Origin of the sequence: uncultured Psychroserpens sp. (assembly GCF_947501425.1) — a bacterium.
Lineage (GTDB): Bacteria > Bacteroidota > Bacteroidia > Flavobacteriales > Flavobacteriaceae > Psychroserpens.
In genome coordinates, this window is sequence record NZ_CANMVN010000006.1 from 134,996 (window position 1) to 156,363 (window position 21,368).

A 21,368-nucleotide genomic window follows, 5' to 3' on the forward strand; every position below is an offset into this window, starting at 1 on the left:
ATTGTTAGTCATTCGTAGTATTAATTTTTAGAGAACTTTAAATAAAAAACCACAAGCCATTATAGCTTGTGGTTTCACTGATTTAGTTTGTTGTTAGTTGGAAGAATTAGTTACAATACTTCTAAGAAAAAATCCATCATTTCCTCTTTAAGGTCATAATGCAATTTTATGTAAGTACGCATATCTTCTTTAAGTGTGTGTTGTTCGTTTTGGAAACGACCATTAATATTCTCATTGATATCAACATTGATCAAATTTGCCAATTTATTACGGCAACGATGTTTTAATTTTGAGATGGCATCTTTTTCAATCATAATTCGATTTTGAAAGACCTCTAGCTTCACCATGACCATTGGATCTTGATCGCGTTTAGCTATTTCCTCTAATTTTTCTTCAAACGTATCCATTTCATTAAAATGGAATTGTAACTCGCGTTTCCAAGTTTCGATATTAAACTTTAAATCGCTTAAATACATTATTTTGCTTTGCATATCTTTAATTTTATACGGTTAATACTTGTTCTTTTTTTATAAGTTCTTTTTGAATGTGGTTAGGTACTGGTGCATAACCATCAAATTTGGTAGTATAAGTAGCACGACCTTGAGTAACCGAACGCAACTGACTAGAAAAATCAGAAAGTTCTGCACTAGGAATTATACATTTCAATATTTGATAATGCGCTTCGGTTTCGATACCTTGAATGATAGCACGTCTACTTTGTAACTCAGTCATCACATTACCAACCATGGTTTCAGGAACACGAAGTGTCATTTGTTCAGTTGGCTCCAATAATTTTGGATTTGCATTTAAAAACGCCTCTTTGAACGCGTGCGATCCTGCAATTTTAAATGAAATGTCATTAGAATCTACCGCATGCATTTTTCCGTCGTAAACCATCACTCTAACATCTCTAATATAGGAGTCGGTTAATGGACCAGATTCCATCACTTCTAAAATACCTTTCATAATTGAAGGCAGATACCGTTGATCGATAACACCTCCAACGATACAATTATAGAATACCAGTTTACCTTCCCAAGGAAGATCTACCACTTCTTTGCCTCTTAGAGAAAACCCTTCAGGTTCTGGCATACCTTCATAGTAAGGTTCTACTTTTAGATGTACTTGTCCGAATTGTCCAGATCCACCACTTTGTTTTTTATGTCTGTAGTTTGCCGTAGCACTACGTTGAATAGTTTCTCTGTAGGAAATCTTAGGGTTTTCAAAATTAGCTTTCACATCATAAACGTGTTCTAATAGCCATTTCAGTGTAGCTAAATGCAATTCACCCTGAGTACCAACCAATGTTTGTTTCGTTTCAGAATTGTAATTTAAATCAACAGTAAGATCCTGACTGTGAATACGCTTTAGTGCATCACTTAGTTTTTCTTCTTCTGTATTGGTTTCAGCTGTTATAGATTTTACCAATCTAGGCTGTGGAAATTTGATAGGTTTTATGGTTCCTGCTTCTGCCTTAGTCGCTAATGTATCATTAGTTTCGGTATATTTTAATTTGGTTGTCGCACCAATATCTCCAACAGTTAGCTTTTGAACGCTATGCTTTTCCTTACCATCCATGATATATAATTGGTTCAATGTTTCAGATTCTCCTGTTCTTGTGTTAAAGAGTTTATCATTAACATTGACCTCTCCAGACATTACTTTGAAAAAAGTAAGCAATCCTAAATTAGGCTGATAAATGGTTTTAAAAATAAAAAGACTTGTATCGCCATCTACTTTTGGTGCTATCATATCTCCTTCAATAGTTTGCTCAGGTTTAAGATCTGCAGCAGCTGGTGCTACATTATCAATAAAGCCCATCAATCGTCCAGTACCCATGTCTTTTAGAGCAGATACGCAGAATACCGGAAATACATCATGATTAAGCATACCAAGTTTGATTCCTTGGCGTAATTCATCTTCATTTAAAGTGCCTTTATCAAAATACAGTTCCATTAGCTCTTCATCATTCTCTGCTGCCTTTTCTACAAGTTCATTATGCAAATGATTGGCATAATCTAATTCATTTTCAGGAATGGCTAGTTTTTCTGGTTTGCCACCTTCAGGACCAAATTTGTAACATTTCATTTTAAGAACATCAATTATACATTGTGCACCATCGATTACTTTTGGATATTGAATAAGAACAGTATTATTTCCAACAAGCTCTTTTAAGCTATTGACACTATGTTCAAAATTAGCTTTTTCACTATCAATTTTATTGATAACGAAGAGTGTTGGTTTATGATATTTGTCGACATAATTCCAAATAATTTCTGTTCCGATATCAGCACCATGTTTAGCGTTGATAACCGTTACTATAGTATCGGCAACTCTAATGGATGACATGATTTCGCCAATGAAATCGTCTAAACCAGGTGTATCAATAATATTGATTTTGTAGTTACGCCATTCGGTATGTAAAGGGGTTGCAAATACAGAAGCACCACGTTGGTGCTCAAATTCATGATAATCAGATACTGTATTTTGCTGCTCTACAGAGCCGCGTCTGTTAATTAGTCCAGCTTCGTATAGCATGGTTTCAGATAATGTAGTTTTACCAGAACGATGGGTTCCGACAAAAGCTACATTTTTAATGTGTTTATTGTCAAATACTTTCATATGATTGAATTGTTTTATTGTCTGTTGAATCATTGAACACTACTAAATACCCTATGAAGAAAATGATATTTATATGTTGCAGATTCATATATCTTGAGACGTCTTGGTTAGAAGTTTCCTTGAATTTTACTCCATTAAAGATACGACTCATTTGAGTCTTAAAACATGACAAAAGTTTGGTTTTGAATCTTTTTTAAATGTTTTTTTAACTCAAGTATTTTATGAAATGAACTATAGTAGATTTGATCATTATTGATTTAGTTGATAACTCTAACAATACATTAACACAATTAAACGTTTAAAATATTTAAATTCGGCCATCAAAAAAAAGCAGTACTTATTTTTACCTATGAGATTATTTATTAATTGTCTTGTGATCTGTGTGTGTTTTAGTGCTTTTGCTCAAAAAGACCCAGAACAGTTGCTTTTAGATCTTTCAGAATTTAAGATCGAAACTGCTAAAGACTCTATCAAAGTAGAAACATCTGAAACAATAGATAGTGTTATTCCTATTGATATCAAAGCTGAATTTTGGGATCATACGGTCTATAATCCATATAAAGATGTAGAACTAGAATTTCCCTTAAAGTTAGAGTTTAAAGATTCTACTTACTTCTCTCCTATTAGTAAAAACAAAGTAGTTACCTCTCGTTACGGATGGCGAAGAGGACGTCCGCATAAGGGTATTGATATCGACTTGGTTACTGGAGACAGTTTGTTTTCTATGTTTGATGGTATAGTTAGAATGTCCAGATATAGTAGAGGTCATGGAAAAACCGTTGTTGTTAGACATTTTAACGGACTTGAAACTGTGTATGCACATTTATCAGTTTATGGTGTAAAAGAGAATGATACGGTTACTCGCGGACAATACATAGGTAAAGGTGGTGTATCTGGTAATGCCAGAGGTAGTCATCTTCATCTTGTTGTTAATTACAAAGGAGTGTCTATAAATCCTGAATATCTGTTTGAATTTAATAATCATAATAAGATAAGATCTCAAGAACTTTGGGTTACAAGAAAATGGACGCGACCTATTGCGCACAACTCTAAACGTCAAAGTAAAATCAAAACCTTTTTAACTGAAGAAGACGCACTTGCAAGTCTGATTAAACAACAATCTATTTATGTTGTAAAGCCTGGAGATACGCTTTCACGAATATCAAGACGAAATAGTGTCTCTATATCATCGCTTTGTAAAACCAATGCAATTAAACGAAGTTCTGTATTACGAGTTGGTCAAAAACTGTTAATTGAAAAATAACTAGTACTTATTTAGTGTTGCTATTTGTAGAATTGAGAACAATATCCTTTTGAACTACAAAAACTCCATCTTTCTTTACAGGCTTAAGAATCCTGCTTGGATCTCCTTTTTTTGCCATTCTTTTACGACAAAGCTTTGATAATAATGGATCATCATCAAAAAGAAATGAGCCAATTTCATATTCTGGTTTAGAAGGCTCTTTTATTATAGGAAAGAGTTGTTGTAACTGATTGTAACGTCTATCATTACCAGGAATAAAAGTATAAAAAGTGTATTGGCCATCAGCATTGGTCTTGATCCATCCTCTGTGATGAACATAACGTTTGTCATTATCTTCTCTTAAATCAAAATCACCATGCTCGTCTGCTTGATCTATATACAAAATAACATCCTTAGCAGGAGTTACACCATCACTTTCATATATGGTTCCTGAAATTTTAAGCTTGTTAGTTTTGGTTTCGTAATCTGGGATGGTGAAGGTATTATTTAATTGAAGGTCTCCATAATCATATAATGGACTACGTTCTAAATAATTATCTGCTAGCTGTACTGAAGCATCTGATGAATCCTGAGCAAAACCTTTGTGGCTTAGACTCATTAAACAGATAAGGCTAAAAATTAAAATACAGTTTTTCATAGGTTAAGTATTATTGAGATATCCAAAATTCATTGAATTATACCGAAAATCATGAAAAATCGTATCAATGCTCAAATTTTACGTTGAAATGTATCTCGACGCAAAATATATCGATGAAATGTATACCTGTTATCTATTTAATTATGATGCCTTTAGTTTATCATCAGTAATAAAATGTGAATTAATTCTATTCATTATGGTCATGAATATTCAAATAGAATGTACAGATATCATTTGAAGATCCACATATACTTTTATAGAGTACATAAAAATTTAAGTAAGGAGATTTCAGTAAGACTTAAAACAGTAAAAAATTGATAAAAAAGCACTGTTTTATTTAAACCAATTACTGAAAAACCACGAAAGTAATTCGTCGTAAAAATTTGCGTTTTATCCACTAAATACGCAGTTTATCCAAGAAATGTGCATTTCATACGATAAAAAAGTTTGGAAAAAAAGTTAAAATAAAGTTGTTTTTTTTAATAATTTGTATAGATTTGCTTGTCCTTGATTAACTAAAATCCATAAAAATGAAGACAAAACCTACTTTAATTATTGCCATATTTTTTCTTATGACAAGCTTGGGATTCGCTCAAAAAAAGAATGCACCTATCAGTATTATTGCTGGAAAAGTTAGCATTGCAAAATACCATAGTCATGATGAATTAAGTAGAATGAGCAAAGGAGAATTACTATCATTATATATTGAACGTATAGAAGTCATAGTTAATATTCTACCAAATATCGCTTTTGCTACTAAACCAGGTGTTACCATGTCATCTTTAGGTATTCCAGAAACTAAAGAAAATAAAAAAGCATTAGAAGCGAATCGAGATGCATCTATTAAATATTTTGATAGTACAGTTGAATTTCAAAGATCCATACTGCCCTATTCTGATACTCGCGATTTAATTGCTGCAATTTTATTTTATGAAGAAACTCTAAAATCATTACATACCTATAATGATTATAAAACTGATTAGTACTCAATAATAAATCTAAAAACTCAAAAACTTCAACAAATAATGTTGAGGTTTTTTTTATAGATAATGGTCAGATTTAAGGTGCTGATTTATTGGAAGTTATTTTAATTCCAAGGTGATAGTGCATGTAAAATCATAATTTTGTAGGAAAAATACTCAATTTAGTATCAAATAATGCATTTCGTCGTTTTTTTTTGCATTTCATAAGTATTATTTATATGTTTGGTCTATTATGTTAGCACCCACTAATCTAAACAAACGAATTTAACCACTATGAAAAAAATTACTCAAATTACACTCTTCTTTTTATTAGTGTACAGCAATGCTTTTGCTCAGCAAGAAAAAGGAATTACTGGTTATAACAATTGGCTAAATCCTTGGACTGAATTCAGACCAAATAAAGTTGAATATAACAAACCAACTCAAATCTTGACAGGTAATATCACTACTGATACAAAATTGTATAAGAGAGATGTTTATTTGTTATTAGGTGATGTGTTTGTTACTGATAGTACAACCCTCACAATCGAACCAGGAACAGTTATCATTGGTGATTTTAAAACGAAGGCTTCACTCACAATTAGTAATGGATCTAAAATCATTGCTGATGGTACTCATACAGACCCAATTATATTTACTTCTAGTAGAAGTGTAAAAAAGCCAGGTGATTGGGGAGGACTCTTTATATTAGGAGATGCTCCAACAAATAAATTTGGAAATGAAAGTTCTCTAAATTACGGGCTACGTCCATCTAATGCCAATAGTATAAGCTATGGTGGAGATAATCCGTACAGTTATTCTGGAGTGTTACGTTACGTTAGAATTGAATATGCAGGAAAAAGAACTAAGGATTATGGTTATTTTAATGGGTTAACCTTAGCAGGAGTTGGTCAACAAACTATTCTTGAAAACATAATGGTAAGCTATTGCGAGGGAAATTCATTCAATGTATTAGGTGGCGATATAATTTTAGATAAGCTAGTATCTTATAAATCTAGTATCAATGATTATGAGTTCAACTATGGAACACAATGTAAAATAAATAACTCTCTAGCAATAAGATCTCCTTACGTATCTGGAGCTGAAATATCGAGATGCATGTATGTTTTAAGTCATGATTCTAAAGATGAAGCTGATTTTTCAAAGAACCAAACTTCCGTTAATGCCGAAAATTTAACATTAATAAACCTGAGTGATAATCTTAACCATGATATAAAAGTAGGTTTAGTAAACGAGGCGATTTATATTGGACAAGACGTATCTTTTAATATTGATAAAAGTGTGATCTCTGGTTTTAATCCCGCAGTTATTTTCGATTACAACGTGAAAATCAATAGCGAAAATCTGGAAAAAATCAAATTCACAAGAACATACTTTAATAATTGTAAGGGAAACATCTTTGTAAAAGACAACCCTAACAACGAAGATTTAGAAAATTGGTATGGCAATAGAGCCTTTGACAATGTTTACTCTAAAGGTCCAGATTCTGAAACATTTATTAATTCGGCAAGTACAAAGCGACCAGACTACAGACTTAGAATTAATAGAATTATTGCTTCAAATGATATAGAAGATGATTAAAATATATGATCAACTCAATATCTAAGCTATTAATCAACACATTAAAAACAAATTGCTTATAGGATAAAACTTTACGCCCCAAACCAAATGTACTACACTAAATTAGCATATAAATCCCTTATTGGACTTGTTCTTTTTGTTCTTGTTTTGCAAGAAAATGCAAACGCTCAAATAGTCATTGGTGCACCAAATTTAGGGTTTAGTCAAGCTTGTGCAAGTGAATCCTTTAATACATTTAGTGCAACATTCGTTTTTTCTCCAGATACTGCTTTAGGAGCGTCTAATCAATTTTCTGTAGAACTGTCTGATGCTGAAGGTGATTTTTCAGAAGCAACAGTAATATATACCTCTAGTCCAGGTACTATAACAGTATCGCCAGCAACTATAGATTTTTCTTTACCAACTGATACTGCTGGAGAAAATTATAGAATTCGGATAAAGAGTAGTTCACCAGTAGCAACAAGTTCTGGATCAAGCTCTTTTGCTGCATATTATAAAATTCAAGATACGCCATTTACAATCAATAATCTAGTTTCAACTGCTGCTTATTGCACTGGAGGAAGTTATCTTTTGACTATTGATAATCCTGGTACAGGATCTAATGATTCTCCTCTTAACTACCCTTCTCTTACTTTTAATTGGTATAAAGAAACTGGACAGACAACTTCAGTTTTTGTTGCTGAAGGAAATACATTAACAGTCAGTGAAGAAGGAACCTATTTTGTAGAAACAAACTACGGAACATGTACTTCGAATTCATTTTCAAATCGTGTTACCATAAGTGAAGTCTCATCGGGAGAAGCTAATGCTGGTATTTCATCTAGCTTAGGAAATCCATTTTGTCCAGCTCAAGGAGCTACAACATTGAGTACTTTGGGAGGTAATAGCTACCAGTGGTTTAAAGATGGTATAGCCATTCCAGATGCTACAAATCAAATGCTGCAAACCAGTGAATCTGGAATCTATGCTGTGCAAGTTGATTTAGGAGATTGTTCAGCCTCAGGATCCATTGAACTGGAGAGCGAATTATTTGAAGGAAGTATCAATGTTTCCGAGGTAAATACAATAGAAGAAGGAGAAACTTTATCTGTTCTAGTCACAACAACTGCTAACAATCCAGAGTACGAATGGTATATAGATAACATGCTTATTTCTGGTGCTAATGAAAATAGTTATGAGGCAACAGAATTTGGTAGTTATAAAGTTATAGTTAATGAAACAAGTGGATGTACAGGTTCTAGAGAATTTCTCTTTGAAATTAATGAAGCTTTAGATCCCTTTCCAGATGTTGAAAAGATACCCAATGTAATTAGCCCAAATGGCGATAGCATTAATGATACTTGGGTAATACCTACGAAATATGTTAGTGGTACAAATACGGAGGTTATGATTATGACTAATAGAGGTAAAATAGTGTTACAAACCAACGATTATCTTAATAATTGGCCAGAAAATGACCTAAATCTAACAAGCATAAATCAAGTGTTTTATTATGTGATCACAACGGCAGATAATGAAACAAAAAAAGGCTCAATAACAATAGTGAAATAATATGAAAACACATCTATTGGTTTTAGTATTATGTATCTGTTATATACAGATGTTCTATTCTCAAGAAGATGATGGAGTGGTTTCGCTTAGCCTTCCAGTAAGAAATTCACTAACATTTAACAGATATGCCATTAACCCTACATTTAGTTTTGTTAGAGAGCAAAATAAATACATCAGTATTTTTAATAAAAGAGAATGGGTGCAATTTGAAGATGCACCACTCACCTATTTGGCAAGTTATTCAGGTCGATTTAGTGAAAATATAGGAGCTGGATTAGGACTATTTCAGCAAAATTACGGAGTGTTAACAACCTTTGGAGGTGTATTGAATTTTGCCTATAATGCGCAACTAGATCGAGATAGTAACTTGACTTTCGGACTAAATGTTGGCGCTTATAAAAGTGGAGTAAACACAGGTAATGTTATTACAAATTTTGATGATCCTTCATTACAGAATGTTCCTGAAAATTTCTTGTTGACTATCAGTCCGGGAATTAACTACGGAACGGTGTTTCTGGATTTTGGAGTGTCTATCAATAATTTGGCACTGTATAATTTCGAATCCTCTACTCTAATAGAAGAAAATCCAGAACAAAGTATACAGGCTCACATTATGTATACAGGATACATGAACAACAGAGGGTTCTTTGATGAAGCTAAGTTTTCAGGATTAATAAGATCAGAATTCAAAAAAGATGAAACTATTATTTCTGCCATTGCAATGCTTACTGTACCAAAAGGAATCTGGGCTCAAGTAGGTTATAATTCTGTGTTTGGAGCTTCTGGTGGTATTGGAATTAATATTACATCACAAATAGCACTTGAATATAATTATGAAAGAGCCATTGGTGATCTAACTAATTTTGGATCGTCACATGAGTTTACTCTGGCATTCAGATTTAAAAACAGAGAGAATTATATCTACAGTGGTGGTGATGAAGTTAGTGGACTGATTTCAACCGAAAAAAGGAAACAACCTGTATCAAAAATTTCAAAAGCTACAGCAGAAGCTAATCGAAAAGCTTCCGCAGAGAGAAAAGCCCAACAAGAAGCTGATACACAGGCTAAACTACTAGCAGAACAGAAAGCTAAGGAAGAAGCGGATGCCAAAGCTAGACTACAAGAAGAACAAAAAGCTAAGGAAGAAGCGGATGCCAAAGCTAGACTACAAGAAGAACAAAAAGCTAAGGAAGAGGCGGATGCTAAAGCTAGATTACTAGCAGAACAGAAAGCTAAAGAGGAAGCGGATGCACAAGCTAAACTATTAGCAGAACAGAAAGCTAAAGAAGAAGCTGATGCACAAGCTAAACGATTAGCAGCGCAAAAGGCTAAAGAAGAGGCTGAAGCACAAGCCAAACGATTAGCAGCGCAAAAGGCTAAAGAAGAGGCTGAAGCACAAGCCAAACGATTAGCAGCGCAAAAGGCTAAAGAAGAGGCTGATGCACAAGCTAAACTATTAGCAGAACAGAAGGCTAAAGAAGAGGCTGAAGCACAAGCCAAACTATTAGCAGAGCAAAAGGCTAAAGAAGAGGCTGAAGCACAAGCTAAACGATTAGCAGAACAGAAAGCTAAAGAAGAGGCTGACGCTAAAGCAGAACTGATTACAAATCCTAAAGACGAATTAGGTAAATCTATGTATGCACTTGCGCAACAGACTGAAGCGACTAAATCTACTCAGAATGAATTATTAGAGAAATTAAATGAAATAGTTGAAATCAAGAATCAAGACCTTAAAGATTTAAAAGAGGAAAATGACTTGAGTGAACAAGGTATCACTGTAAAACCAAAAGCATTCAAAAGTATTACAGAGGAAAACAATAGACTTAATGCTATTAAATCTGATTTAGATAAAACCATAAAGATTAGAAGCGAGAAAATTGAAGAACTTAAGAAATTATATGAAGACAATTTTGATGCTGATACAATTACTAACGATGAAGTATACCTCTATTATCAAAAGGCCATTAAACGTTTAGAGTCAGAACAAATTGATGCAACTGAAGCAATAACGAGATTAGACACCAGATTGGAAGATATTAGAGTTGCTACCGAATTTGAACGAAGAAGACGAATCAAACGTGCTGCCTTTGATAATGAGGAAGAACGCTATGCACAGGATAGAGCAACACTAGAAAACATTAAGCAAACAACAACTTTATCTAGCCAGACATTACAATCGGAAGATTTTGATTTTGGGGAAGAACAAAGTGGTAATATTCAAATTTTAAAGAATGTCAAAAACATTGATAACGGATATTATCTGATTTTGGCAGTCCATAGTGATATTGATAAACGAAATGATTTCGTGACTAAAGTAGTAGCATCAGGTCGTACAGATGTTGACTTCTTCTATGATGTCAATACTAGTAAATATTACATTTATTATGAGAAGACTGATAGTGTTGAATCAGCCAATGAGGCTTTAAAAGCAAAAGGAAACAGACCGTATAATAAAAATATGTCCCTCGTTAAAATAGAGAATTAAATAAGTAATTAGGCCCCATTCCTATTCACCCACTGCCCATGGAAGAACTGGAATACAAAAAATGAGTATCATGAAAAAACCTACATTTTCTAGACTTACAATTATTATATTATTGTTCATAGGTTTTCAATCCTATGCACAAAATTACGAACCCTTCACCCCTAGGTTTAATGAGGATCTAAAAGGAGATATAGTCCTTATTGGTAATAATATTCTTGGGCCAGATAATAATGCATTTAATGATAATTCGGTTTATAATCACAATGTCAATATGACTTATATTGATATTGATGGTGATGCATCTACATTTAGTTCATCAAGTGCTGACTTAGAAATTCCAAATCCTAATTGTTATAGAATTATTTATGCAGGTTTATATTGGGGAGCCGTTAATCCAGGTAATGAACCAATTACTAATGTAAAACTCAAAGGGCCAGTTGGAGGTTATAATGATATCACAGGAACTATTATCTATGATGCTAATGGAACAACTGTTGATGGTGGTGATAGTTTTTCTTATGCATGTTTTGCTGATGTTACTGATATTGTAACTGCGTTTGGTTCTGGTACAGATTTAGGAACTTATACAGTGGCAAATGTCTCTTCAGGTTTAGGTGAAACAGCTAATTTCGATCCTTATAACGGAACCGGACAATCAGCAGGTTGGTCTCTTTTTATAGTTTATGAAGACCCTACATTACCTGGTAAATCTATTACTAGTTTTGATGGGTTTAGTGCCATTAGTGTACCTGGAAATAATCCAAATTTAGACATTCTTGTTGACGGATTTAGAACAGTCCCTGCTCCTGCTCCTGTTAGAGCAAATTTTGCTTTCGCTACACTTGAAGGTGATAGCCCGATTTTAGGAGACCGCTTAAGGTTAAACGGTGTGAGTTTATCTACAGCAGATCGGCCAGTAGCCAATTTTTTTAATAGTTCGGTAACACGATTGGATGCAACACCAGTAGACAATAGAGTCCCAAATAGTACCAATACACTAGGTTTTGATACTGGTACAATTGCTATTCCTAATCCAGGAAACTCTGTTATTGCTAATGATGCAACTTCAGGAGTTATCAGACTAGAGACTAGTGGTGACACCTATTTCCCATATTTCTTTGCTTTTGCTGTTGAAATTATTGAACCTAATATTGTGCTTACTAAAATTGTAGAGGATGATGCTGGAAATGATATAGGAGGACAAACCGTAGATCTTGGTGCTTCACTGAATTATGTTATTGGTTTTCAAAATACGGGAAATGACAATGCGACTAATTTCCAAATTAGAGATATACTTCCAATAAATATTATTTTTAACTACCCTGACGATCTTGTATTACCACCTGGAGTTACCGTAGCAAGTTATAACCCAACTACAAGAGAAATCATTTTTAATATCGATAATTCTCTGGTTGAGGAGAATGATCCGGTTTATGAAATTCGTATTGAAGTACAGGTAGTAGACTCCTGTGGTGAATTGGCAGACGCTTGTTCAAATATTATCAATAATCAGGCATATGCGACATATAACGGTTTTTTTAATCCGACATTTCAAATTACAGATGATCCTAGTTTAAATAGTAATACTGGATGCCTGTTATCACCTCAAGCTACTAACTTTTTAGCTGATCTTGATTGTGAATTTATAGAAGAGATTATCCTTTGTGGAGATAGTGTTGATCTTACTGCAGCAGATGGCTACGATTCATATTCGTGGTCTACAAATCCGTCAGGAACGCCTGTTATTGGAACAACACAAACAATAACAGTAACAAATACAGGCACCTATTATTCATTCAACACCGCTATAGCACCTTGTCAGTCTATAGAACAGCAATATGTTGTTGAAGTATTTGGTGGAGATATAGAAAACCCTGTGATTCCTTACGCTGATGAAGTAGTTACCTGTCCTAACGATGGAAAACTATTACCAAATATATTCCTATGTGGTGCTAACGATTCAAGATTCATTCAAACTAATATATCTAGTGCAACTTCAATTATTTGGGAACAACTTGACGAATCCAGCTGTGCAGCAGTAACAGATCCAGATTGTGCAAATGAGGATGATTCATGTGTTTGGAACGAAGTTGGAACTGGTGCAGATTTTCTAGCAAATACTTCGGGGCAGTTCAGATTAACTATCAACTTTTCTGGTGGTTGCTTTGTTCAGTTCTATTTTAATGTTTACCAGAACTTATTAAATCCAACTGTAATAGCAACAGACATTATTTGTACAACACCAGGAAGTATTACCGTAAATGATGTGCCTTCTGGCTATGAGTATAGCTTAGATGACAATACCTATCAAACAAGTAATGTTTTTACAGTTAATACACCTGGAACTTACACTGTTTACATCAGACAAATTGATGTACCCACAAATCCATGTGTATTTACTGTTCCGGATGTTCAGATTAGAGATCGGGATTTCACAGTGACATCAACAATCATTCAACCTCTCTGCCATGGTGAATTAGGAAGCATCCAATTAGCGGCTAATGATGTAGATCCGCAATATTCGTTTTCATTGTTTGAAGGTGGCACCTTAGTCAATAGCGTTGGTCCAATACTAGAAAATACGTATAGTTTTGATAATTTAAACCCAGGAACTTATACAGCTACTGTAGAAACAGAAAATGGGTGTTTCTATTCTGAAGATGTTATCATTGTTGAACCACCATTATTAACAGTTACTGCAGCTATTACAGTTCCATTAACATGTACTGAAGGAGAAATTACTGTCTATCCTGTTGGTGGAACACCTCCTTATTTCTATTTTGTGAATGGCTCAACAGATTTTCAAACAGTTCCTGAGATAGTTGTAACAACACCTGGAACTTATGATGTTACAGTTGTAGATTCTAACAACTGTAGTGCAAGTACATCTATAGTGGTAGATGCGATTCCAGAACCAGATTTTAATGTGTCAGCAACTGATATCGCTTGTGCAGATGCCACAGATTCGGGAATAATTAGTATCAATGTGACTGCCACAAATGGTAGTAGCTTAGAATATAGTATTGATGGAGGGGCAACATTTGTCAATTCATCTGTATTTACCGGACTTACAGAAGGTGATTATGATGTGGTTGTTCAATATTCACTTGGATCTTCTGTATGTACAACTAACCCACAAACCATATCAATAATTGCAAATAATGCCATTTCAGGTACTGCAGAATTATCAGCGCCATATACTTGTACTGATAACGGAACTATTACTGTTACTGGAGTTTCTGGTGGTGATGCACCTTACACTTATAGTATTGATGGTGTAAACTTTCAAGTTAGTAATGTATTTACTGGTTTGACTGCTGGGACTTACACTATAACCATACAAGATGCAAATGATTGTACATTCATTACTAATGATGTTACCATAGATGCTTTAAACCCACCTACTGACCTTACTTTTGATAATTCGCCAATAACATGTCCTACAAATACAACTACAGTAACTATTTCAGGAGTAACTGGTGGTACCGGAACTTTGGAGTATCAAATTATTGCTCCAACTATAAATGCAACACCTTATCAAACTTCAAATGTGTTTACTGGTCTAGAGCCAGGAACATATACATTTCAGGTTCGAGATGCTAACAACTGTATTTATAGCGAATCATATACTATAGATCCTATTCCTACACCAACGGTTAATGCTGTATTGACAGAAAATCTTAACTGTACAGCAACTCCAGATGCTGTAATCTCAGGAACAATTACTGGTCCGGCGCCATACACCTATGCAGTATCTATAAATGGCGGAACATTTACAACACTAGGTTCTACAGGTTCAACATTTACATATACAACTGGAACTGCTGGAACATACCAGTTCCAAATCACTGATGCTAACGGTTGTACTGCGGAAACTAGCGAAATCACAGTATCTCCAATTTCATTACCTGACTTAAGTGTGATTACTCAAACACAAGATATCCTTTGTAATGGAGACTCTAATGGTGCAATAGATATTACTATTGACAATACTGTTGGTACGCCTCCATTTGTTATTAATGTCAATAATGATACTACAGGTACGGACTATGGTACTCAGACTTCAGGCTTGCCAGCAGGTACATACACTATTTCTATTACTGATGCAAATTCTTGTACAGCTACAGATACAATTACCATAAATGAGCCAGATCCTATTGTTGTGGATTATGCAACTGTTGATATTACTTGTGGACCAGGAGGGATTTCTCAAGGTTCTGTTATTATAAATTCAGTAACAGGAGGAACAGCGCCTTATAACTACTTTGTAACAGGTACTAATGGATATTCAAATTCTGAAATTAATGCAACAGGATCAACTTCGGTGAGTTTTGATGTTGTAGATTTCGGTTTATATGAGATTAATGTAGTCGATGCCAATGGATGTTCAGTTTTAGAACAGGATGTATTGGTTGCATCACCTCCTACCGACTTGGATATTACGATTACATCAACAGTGGACTGTCTTACAGGTGGTGAAGCTGTAGTTAGTATTGGTTCTACATTGACAAGTTCAGGGCCGTTCTTCTTCAGTATTTATCAAGGACCAATTTCAGTATATCCAAATCCTCCAGGATCATGGATTCCAGAGGATTCTCCTGGTAGTGAAACCGCAACGTTTACTGGTTTAACATCAGGTGTTACATATACATTTATTGTGTATGATGCATCTACAAATTGTAGTTATTATGAACCAGCTACTACTCCAATTCCAACAAACTCAACACTAACATTAAGTGCGGTTAGTTCAAATAATATTACCTGTACAGGAAGTGCAGATGGTAATGTGTCTTTTACTGTCAATAGTGTTTATGGCTCTGCTGTAAACGTTGACTATGAAATATTTGACACATTAACTTTAGCGTCAACTGGTGTTACAGGCTCTGGCACAGTTCCAGCTAATGGATCACTTACAGTAACAGACTTAGGGCCTTTACCGTTTGGTAACTATTTTGTTTCAATTAGTGAAACTTCTGGAGCAAATTCAGGTTGTGGTGTTGTCACAGCGCCTTTCAATATAACCGAGTCTGCTATTGCATTAAACTTGCTTGTTTCTATTAATCAAAATGCAAATTGTAATGCTGGTTCCGGACTTATAAGTGCAGTGGGTGAAAATGGTACAGCACCTTATTTATACCAAATCACTACAACTCCAACTGCTCCTTTAGAGAATGACCCATCATGGGCTTCTGCGAGTACGTTCAATGTAGATTCTGGTAACTATTATGTTCATGTGCTCGATGCCTATGGATGTGTTGTATCAAGTCCTGTGGTTATTGTCCCAATGGACCCAACACCTGTAATTTCGGCAACTGTTAATAATTTATGTACAGTTTCCGAAGGAGATTTTGAAATAGATGTTACTCTGGACACACCTGGTATAGCTCCTTATAGCTATAGTATAGATGGTGGCGCTCCTCAAACCTTAACAGCTCCATTTGCGATATATAATTTATTTTCTGGAACACATACTATTGAAATTCAAGATGCTAATGGCTGTGGAAATTTAGTATCAATAGATATTCCTGCTCCTGTAGAAATAACTGCTGATATTAGCTCTGAACCATCTTGTAATAATGATGATGGACAAATTACAGTCAATGGCACAAATGGTTCAGGATCTTATGCATACAGTATTAGTCCAAATCCAGCGTCTATAAGTTTAACAGGGAATGTATACTCTAGTGTTCCATCTGGAATCTATACAATTACAATTACTGATACAGTGACGTCTTGTACAGAAGAAGTTACTATTTCTGTACCTGAAGCTACACCTCCAACGTTTACTACTACTTCAACGGCTGTGACTTGTTTTGGTGATAATTCTGGTTCATTTGAAATTAATGTCAGTGGATATTCAGGTGCTTATACTTATGAAGTGTTTGACAATTTGGGAACATCAGTAACTGGTGTAGTTAATGCCAATACATCAACTAACCCTTTTACAGTTACGGGAATGCAAGCTGGAAGTTTTACAGTAGTCATTACTGAAACTGAAAATCCATTTTGTTCTGCAACATCTGGTGTGATCATTTCATCGCCTTCAGAAACGCTATCACTCATAGCGACTGAAACATCAAATGTGACATGCGATAATAGTCAAGGAACTATTACAGCAGTTGCCAGTGGTGGTTGGGGAGATTATCAATATGAATTGACTGGTGCATCAACAGTAGCTTATTCTCCAAATAATGTCTTTACTGATTTGTCAGCTGGTAATTATACTGTAAATGTTATTGATGCCGAAGGTTGTGTAGCATCTACCAATATTACGTTAATAGAACCTAATCCAATTAACGCAACATTTACACCAAGTGTGACAACTCTGGCTTGTTTTGGTGATCAGGACGCGTCTATCACAATAACAAATACGACTGGCGGACAAGGTACAGATTACACTTACACTTTAAATACAATTTTACCTACTCCAAGTACATCTGGACCTCAAACTTCAAATATTTTTGGAAACCTTGGCGCTGGAACATATTCTGTAACAGTTAGCGATGGTAATGAATGTGTATTGAATTCAGCAACTATTGTAATTACGGAACCAACCCCAATTCAAGCAAGTTTGGTGACTACAACTACTCAAACATGTTTAACAGAATCTACACTAACATTGAGTGCAACTGGTGGAACTGGTCAGTATTCCTATAGTAATGACAGTACTTTTTCTACTGTTTTAGGAACATTCAATTCATCAATCACCTTTTCCGTAGCTGCTGGTACATATCAATATTATGTAAGAGATGCCAACGGCTGTGCGGCTAATGTATCAAATGAAATAACAATTGATCCACTTCCTGAATTAGTAATCAATTTAGAATCAACTGATCCAACCATTAATTGTGCTGGTGATAATAACGGAACTATAATGGCAACAGCACAAGGAGGATTAGGTAATTACATATATACCCTAGAAGATACTTCAGGAAATACAATTCCTGCAACTCAAAATAGTCCTGGTGTATTTACAGAATTAGTAGCAGGAACTTATGTAGTACATGTTGAAAGTGGCGATTGTGAAACAGCAACTGCACCAATTACTATAACTGAGCCAACAGCACCTTTAGAAGTGGAATTTACAGTCAATGATGTAACTTGTAGTGGAAATGATGATGGTAGATTAGAGATCACTGCTACTGGAGGTACTGGTATTATTAAATATGCCATATCACCTCAATTGGATCAGTTTTTTGAAACCAATGTGTTTGAAAATCTTGCACCTGGAAATTACGATGTTATTGTTCAGGATATATTAGGTTGTTATGTCACTTTTAGTTTTACAATTAATGATCCAATACAAGTTATCTTAACCATTGTCCCTGATTCGATTTTTGAAGAAACTTGTGAAGGTGAAGGAAATGGTGAATTCAGTATTGACATTTCAGGTGGAAATTTACCATACAGTGTGAGTTTAGATAATTATGATGGACCATATACCACAGGATCTGCAAACCAAACAGTATTTGATTTTACTGGACTAGGTGGTGGTGATCATACTGTTTTTGTTCGTGATGCTCAAGGTTGTGAATCTGAATGGAACATTACATTCCCAGAGTCAGTGTTTATCGACCCAATGGTTGAGATTGAGTTTCTATGTGTTGATAATTCTCTAACCAATACAGTTACAGTAACTGTAGATGATAGTATTACAGACCTAACACAATTAGATTATTCTTTAGATGGCGGCCCATACCAAATGAGCAACATATTTACAGATGTAGCTCCAGGTACAGACCACTACATTGATGTTAGACATACCAATGGTTGTATACAAACAACTGAGTTCTTTGATATTGGTGATTACGTTCCTGTTGACTTAATATTGAATGAAGGTGAAGCACCAGGTGAAATTATTGCTAATGCATCTGGAGGTACTGGCGATTATCAATTTACTATGAATGGTGAAGATTACGGAACCACAAGTGTGTTTGTAGTTACCGAAGAAGGTACATATACTATTACTGTTACAGATAGTGCAGGCTGTGAAGCTTTAGCTGTTATCGAAATTGAGATTTTAGGACCTTGTATTCCAAATTATTTTACACCAAATGGTGATGGCGTTACCGATACATGGGCTCCAGGTTGTGTGGAGGATTACCCAAATCTTACGTTTGATATTTTTGATCGCTATGGACGAAAAGTAGCTACTTATCGTGTTGGTGAATATTGGGATGGTCGATATAATGGAACCGAGCTTCCAACAGGTGATTATTGGTATGTTGTAAGACCAAATAGTACCATTTTAAATAAGGAATATGTTGGACATTTCACACTTTACAGGTAATAGGATCTGAAGAATTTAAAATTATTCAAATGAAAAAAATAACACTATATATACTTTTTTTAATCGCTTCGTATGGTTACGGACAAGAATTAAATTTACCTGTTTGGACCCAGTATTTAGCCGACAATGATTTTATCGTCTCTCCTACTTTTGCTGGTATTGGTGATAATTTTAAAATTAGAGCTAACGGATTGACCCAATGGGTAGGTATAAAAAATGCACCTGACAATCAGGCGTTGTATGCCGATTTCCGAATTGCAAATCAATCTGGTGTTGGAATCTCAGCTTATAATGATAGAAACGGTAATACTCGACAAAAAGGAATTAAGTTCTCTTACGCTCACCATATCATTTTAGATTACAAATCAAAGCAGTACTTGTCTTTCGGATTATCATACAATATCAATAGTTTCAGAATCGATATTGAGAATTTCGAAAATGGCGAGGGAACACCAATTGTAGATCCTAGTATAACAGATGATAGAGCTATTTCAAACAACAACTTTGATGTTGGTTTTCTATACCGATGGAACAGATTTTATGCTAGTTTTAATATGAATAACTTTTTAGATAAAGACATCGATAATTTTACAGGTATTGAGCTTGAGCCAAGTAAACTTTTAAACTATCAGATATATTCTGGGTATGTTATTCAGAGTAAGCGTAATAAAAATGTTGAATTTGAACCTTCAGTATTTTACCAGTTATTTAATAGTGATAAACGTTCTGCAACTGATATTAATTTCAAATATCGAAAGTTTAACAGAGATGGAGATTACTATTGGATTGGTGGTTCCTACCGCTTTTTAAATGATCAGTTGTTAAAACCATTAAATGTTGGGCCTATGGCAGGAATTATGAAAAACAGATTGTATTTTGCATATTCTTATCAACTGACTATTAATGATTTATCTGGGTTTAATTCAGGTACTCATTCAATTACTATAGGATTAGATTTTATGCAAAATGCAAGCAATTGTGCCTGTACAAAAGGAACCAGCTACAGAAAGTATAAAAACAATGGTAATAACAGAAATTAGGATTTATTCAACCTCTAGTTTATAACCTACACCATGGACGTTTGTTAGTTTAATAGCTTCATCGTCTTTGAGTTTTTTCCGAAGTTTTGAAATATAGGTATCTAAACTTCTACCTACAAATACACCATTGTCTTCCCATACTTTTTTGGTGAGTTCATCTCGCTTTATAATCTGATTTGGATGTGCAACAAAGATTTCCAGTAATTCACACTCTTTTTTAGATAAACTAATCACTTCAGCTTCTCTAACCAGTTTGTTTTGTTCAGGATAAAACTGAAATCGACCTATAGATGTATAGTCATTACTATTATGAGACTCTGGTGTTGAATTTTGATGTGTTCTACTCAACAAAAACTGAATTAAAAATGCTGCACAAATAAAAAAGAAAATAAATACCAGTGTTTGCCTGTTTAAAACTGATGCGACTCGCTTATTGAATTTGACCTCGATGGTATAACAAGATTCTGGTAACGATCGACCAGCACAAGGAATAATAGTACGCTCCTTATCGACACTCATTTGATAGCTATAAGCAACTTGTTGATCTGTACATTGAAGCACTTCTACAAGATAGTGTCTGGGAAGGTCTGTTTTAGTAAACGTACTATCAATGATGCTAACTAAGCTGTTCGGTTCAAATGAAAGCGGTTTATCAAATGATAATTCGTATTTCGATTTATTTAACTCAATGATTGGCAAAATCAATGATGTAGAATCCTGATTACTTAATAATAATTGATTGCCAACTTCTCGTAATGAGATTTTTGTACGTTCAGAAAAGGCGTCATCTTTTTCCTCTGAATTAGAAAACAACCACGCCATGCATACCACAATTAATAATATGCTGTATAAATAAATCTTTTTCTTGCTCATAATTTTTGTAAATAACATACAATTCTATGACTTTTTACAACT

The 21,368-nt window shown here is 34.5% G+C and carries 11 protein-coding genes; 7 read left to right on the forward strand and 4 right to left on the reverse strand.

Annotated elements, in window-relative coordinates; translation table 11 throughout:
• Positions 1-110: 110 nt before the first annotated feature.
• A complete protein-coding gene (locus Q0951_RS10595; RefSeq protein ID WP_299336690.1) occupies positions 111-491 on the reverse strand; it encodes a hypothetical protein in 381 nt (126 codons plus the stop codon).
• Between the two features lie 10 nt (positions 492-501).
• Positions 502-2,622 carry a translation factor GTPase family protein gene (locus Q0951_RS10600; RefSeq protein WP_299336692.1) on the reverse strand — a complete coding sequence of 707 codons (2,121 nt, stop codon included), beginning with the start codon at positions 2,620-2,622 and terminating at the stop codon, positions 502-504.
• A gap of 349 nt (positions 2,623-2,971) precedes the next feature.
• On the opposite strand from Q0951_RS10600, the gene Q0951_RS10605 reads away from it, so the two are divergent.
• Positions 2,972-3,886 (forward strand): peptidoglycan DD-metalloendopeptidase family protein, encoded by a 915-nt coding sequence (locus Q0951_RS10605; RefSeq protein WP_299336694.1) that lies wholly within the window; start codon positions 2,972-2,974, stop codon positions 3,884-3,886.
• 7 nt (positions 3,887-3,893) lie between these two features.
• On the opposite strand, the gene Q0951_RS10610 is transcribed toward Q0951_RS10605, so the two are convergent.
• Positions 3,894-4,484, reverse strand: a complete 591-nt coding sequence (locus tag Q0951_RS10610) for a hypothetical protein (RefSeq protein ID WP_299336696.1) — start codon at positions 4,482-4,484, stop codon at positions 3,894-3,896.
• Positions 4,485-5,053: 569 nt separating this feature from the next.
• Between Q0951_RS10610 and Q0951_RS10615 the strand changes: the two genes are divergently transcribed.
• The 6 genes from Q0951_RS10615 to Q0951_RS10640 all read left to right on the forward strand — a co-directional run bounded on the left by Q0951_RS10615 (position 5,054) and on the right by Q0951_RS10640 (position 20,453).
• Positions 5,054-5,506, forward strand: coding sequence for a hypothetical protein (locus Q0951_RS10615; protein WP_299336698.1), 453 nt, complete (start codon positions 5,054-5,056; stop codon positions 5,504-5,506).
• 273 nt (positions 5,507-5,779) lie between these two features.
• Positions 5,780-7,087, forward strand: coding sequence for a hypothetical protein (locus Q0951_RS10620; protein ID WP_299336700.1), 1,308 nt, complete (start codon positions 5,780-5,782; stop codon positions 7,085-7,087).
• Between the two features lie 87 nt (positions 7,088-7,174).
• Positions 7,175-8,638 carry a gliding motility-associated C-terminal domain-containing protein gene (locus tag Q0951_RS10625; RefSeq protein ID WP_299336702.1) on the forward strand — a complete coding sequence of 488 codons (1,464 nt, stop codon included), beginning with the start codon at positions 7,175-7,177 and terminating at the stop codon, positions 8,636-8,638.
• A gap of 1 nt (position 8,639) precedes the next feature.
• Entirely contained in the window at positions 8,640-11,123 is a 2,484-nt protein-coding gene (locus Q0951_RS10630; protein WP_299336704.1) for a PorP/SprF family type IX secretion system membrane protein, read from the forward strand.
• Positions 11,124-11,193: 70 nt separating this feature from the next.
• Positions 11,194-19,413, forward strand: a complete 8,220-nt coding sequence (locus Q0951_RS10635; protein WP_299336706.1) for a T9SS type B sorting domain-containing protein — start codon at positions 11,194-11,196, stop codon at positions 19,411-19,413.
• A 29-nt stretch (positions 19,414-19,442) separates the two neighbouring features.
• On the forward strand, positions 19,443-20,453 hold the full coding sequence (locus Q0951_RS10640; RefSeq protein ID WP_299336707.1) for a type IX secretion system membrane protein PorP/SprF: 1,011 nt from the start codon (positions 19,443-19,445) through the stop codon (positions 20,451-20,453).
• 3 nt (positions 20,454-20,456) lie between these two features.
• On the opposite strand, the gene Q0951_RS10645 is transcribed toward Q0951_RS10640, so the two are convergent.
• Positions 20,457-21,326: a winged helix-turn-helix domain-containing protein gene (locus Q0951_RS10645; protein ID WP_299336709.1), complete on the reverse strand. Its 870-nt coding sequence runs from the start codon at positions 21,324-21,326 to the stop codon at positions 20,457-20,459.
• Positions 21,327-21,368 lie beyond the last annotated feature (42 nt).

Bases quoted from the DNA above. Each gene is read 5' to 3' on its own strand.
- Q0951_RS10600 (WP_299336692.1), bottom strand. From the start codon at position 2,622: ATGAAAGTATTTGACAATAAACACATTAAAAATGTAGCTTTTGTCGGA.
- Q0951_RS10630 (WP_299336704.1), top strand. From the start codon at position 8,640: ATGAAAACACATCTATTGGTTTTAGTATTATGTATCTGTTATATACAG.
- Q0951_RS10595 (WP_299336690.1), bottom strand. From the start codon at position 491: ATGCAAAGCAAAATAATGTATTTAAGCGATTTAAAGTTTAATATCGAA.
- Q0951_RS10615 (WP_299336698.1), top strand. From the start codon at position 5,054: ATGAAGACAAAACCTACTTTAATTATTGCCATATTTTTTCTTATGACA.
- Q0951_RS10635 (WP_299336706.1), top strand. From the start codon at position 11,194: ATGAAAAAACCTACATTTTCTAGACTTACAATTATTATATTATTGTTC.
- Q0951_RS10605 (WP_299336694.1), top strand. From the start codon at position 2,972: ATGAGATTATTTATTAATTGTCTTGTGATCTGTGTGTGTTTTAGTGCT.
- Q0951_RS10610 (WP_299336696.1), bottom strand. From the start codon at position 4,484: ATGAGTCTAAGCCACAAAGGTTTTGCTCAGGATTCATCAGATGCTTCA.
- Q0951_RS10640 (WP_299336707.1), top strand. From the start codon at position 19,443: ATGAAAAAAATAACACTATATATACTTTTTTTAATCGCTTCGTATGGT.
- Q0951_RS10620 (WP_299336700.1), top strand. From the start codon at position 5,780: ATGAAAAAAATTACTCAAATTACACTCTTCTTTTTATTAGTGTACAGC.
- Q0951_RS10645 (WP_299336709.1), bottom strand. From the start codon at position 21,326: ATGAGCAAGAAAAAGATTTATTTATACAGCATATTATTAATTGTGGTA.
- Q0951_RS10625 (WP_299336702.1), top strand. From the start codon at position 7,175: ATGTACTACACTAAATTAGCATATAAATCCCTTATTGGACTTGTTCTT.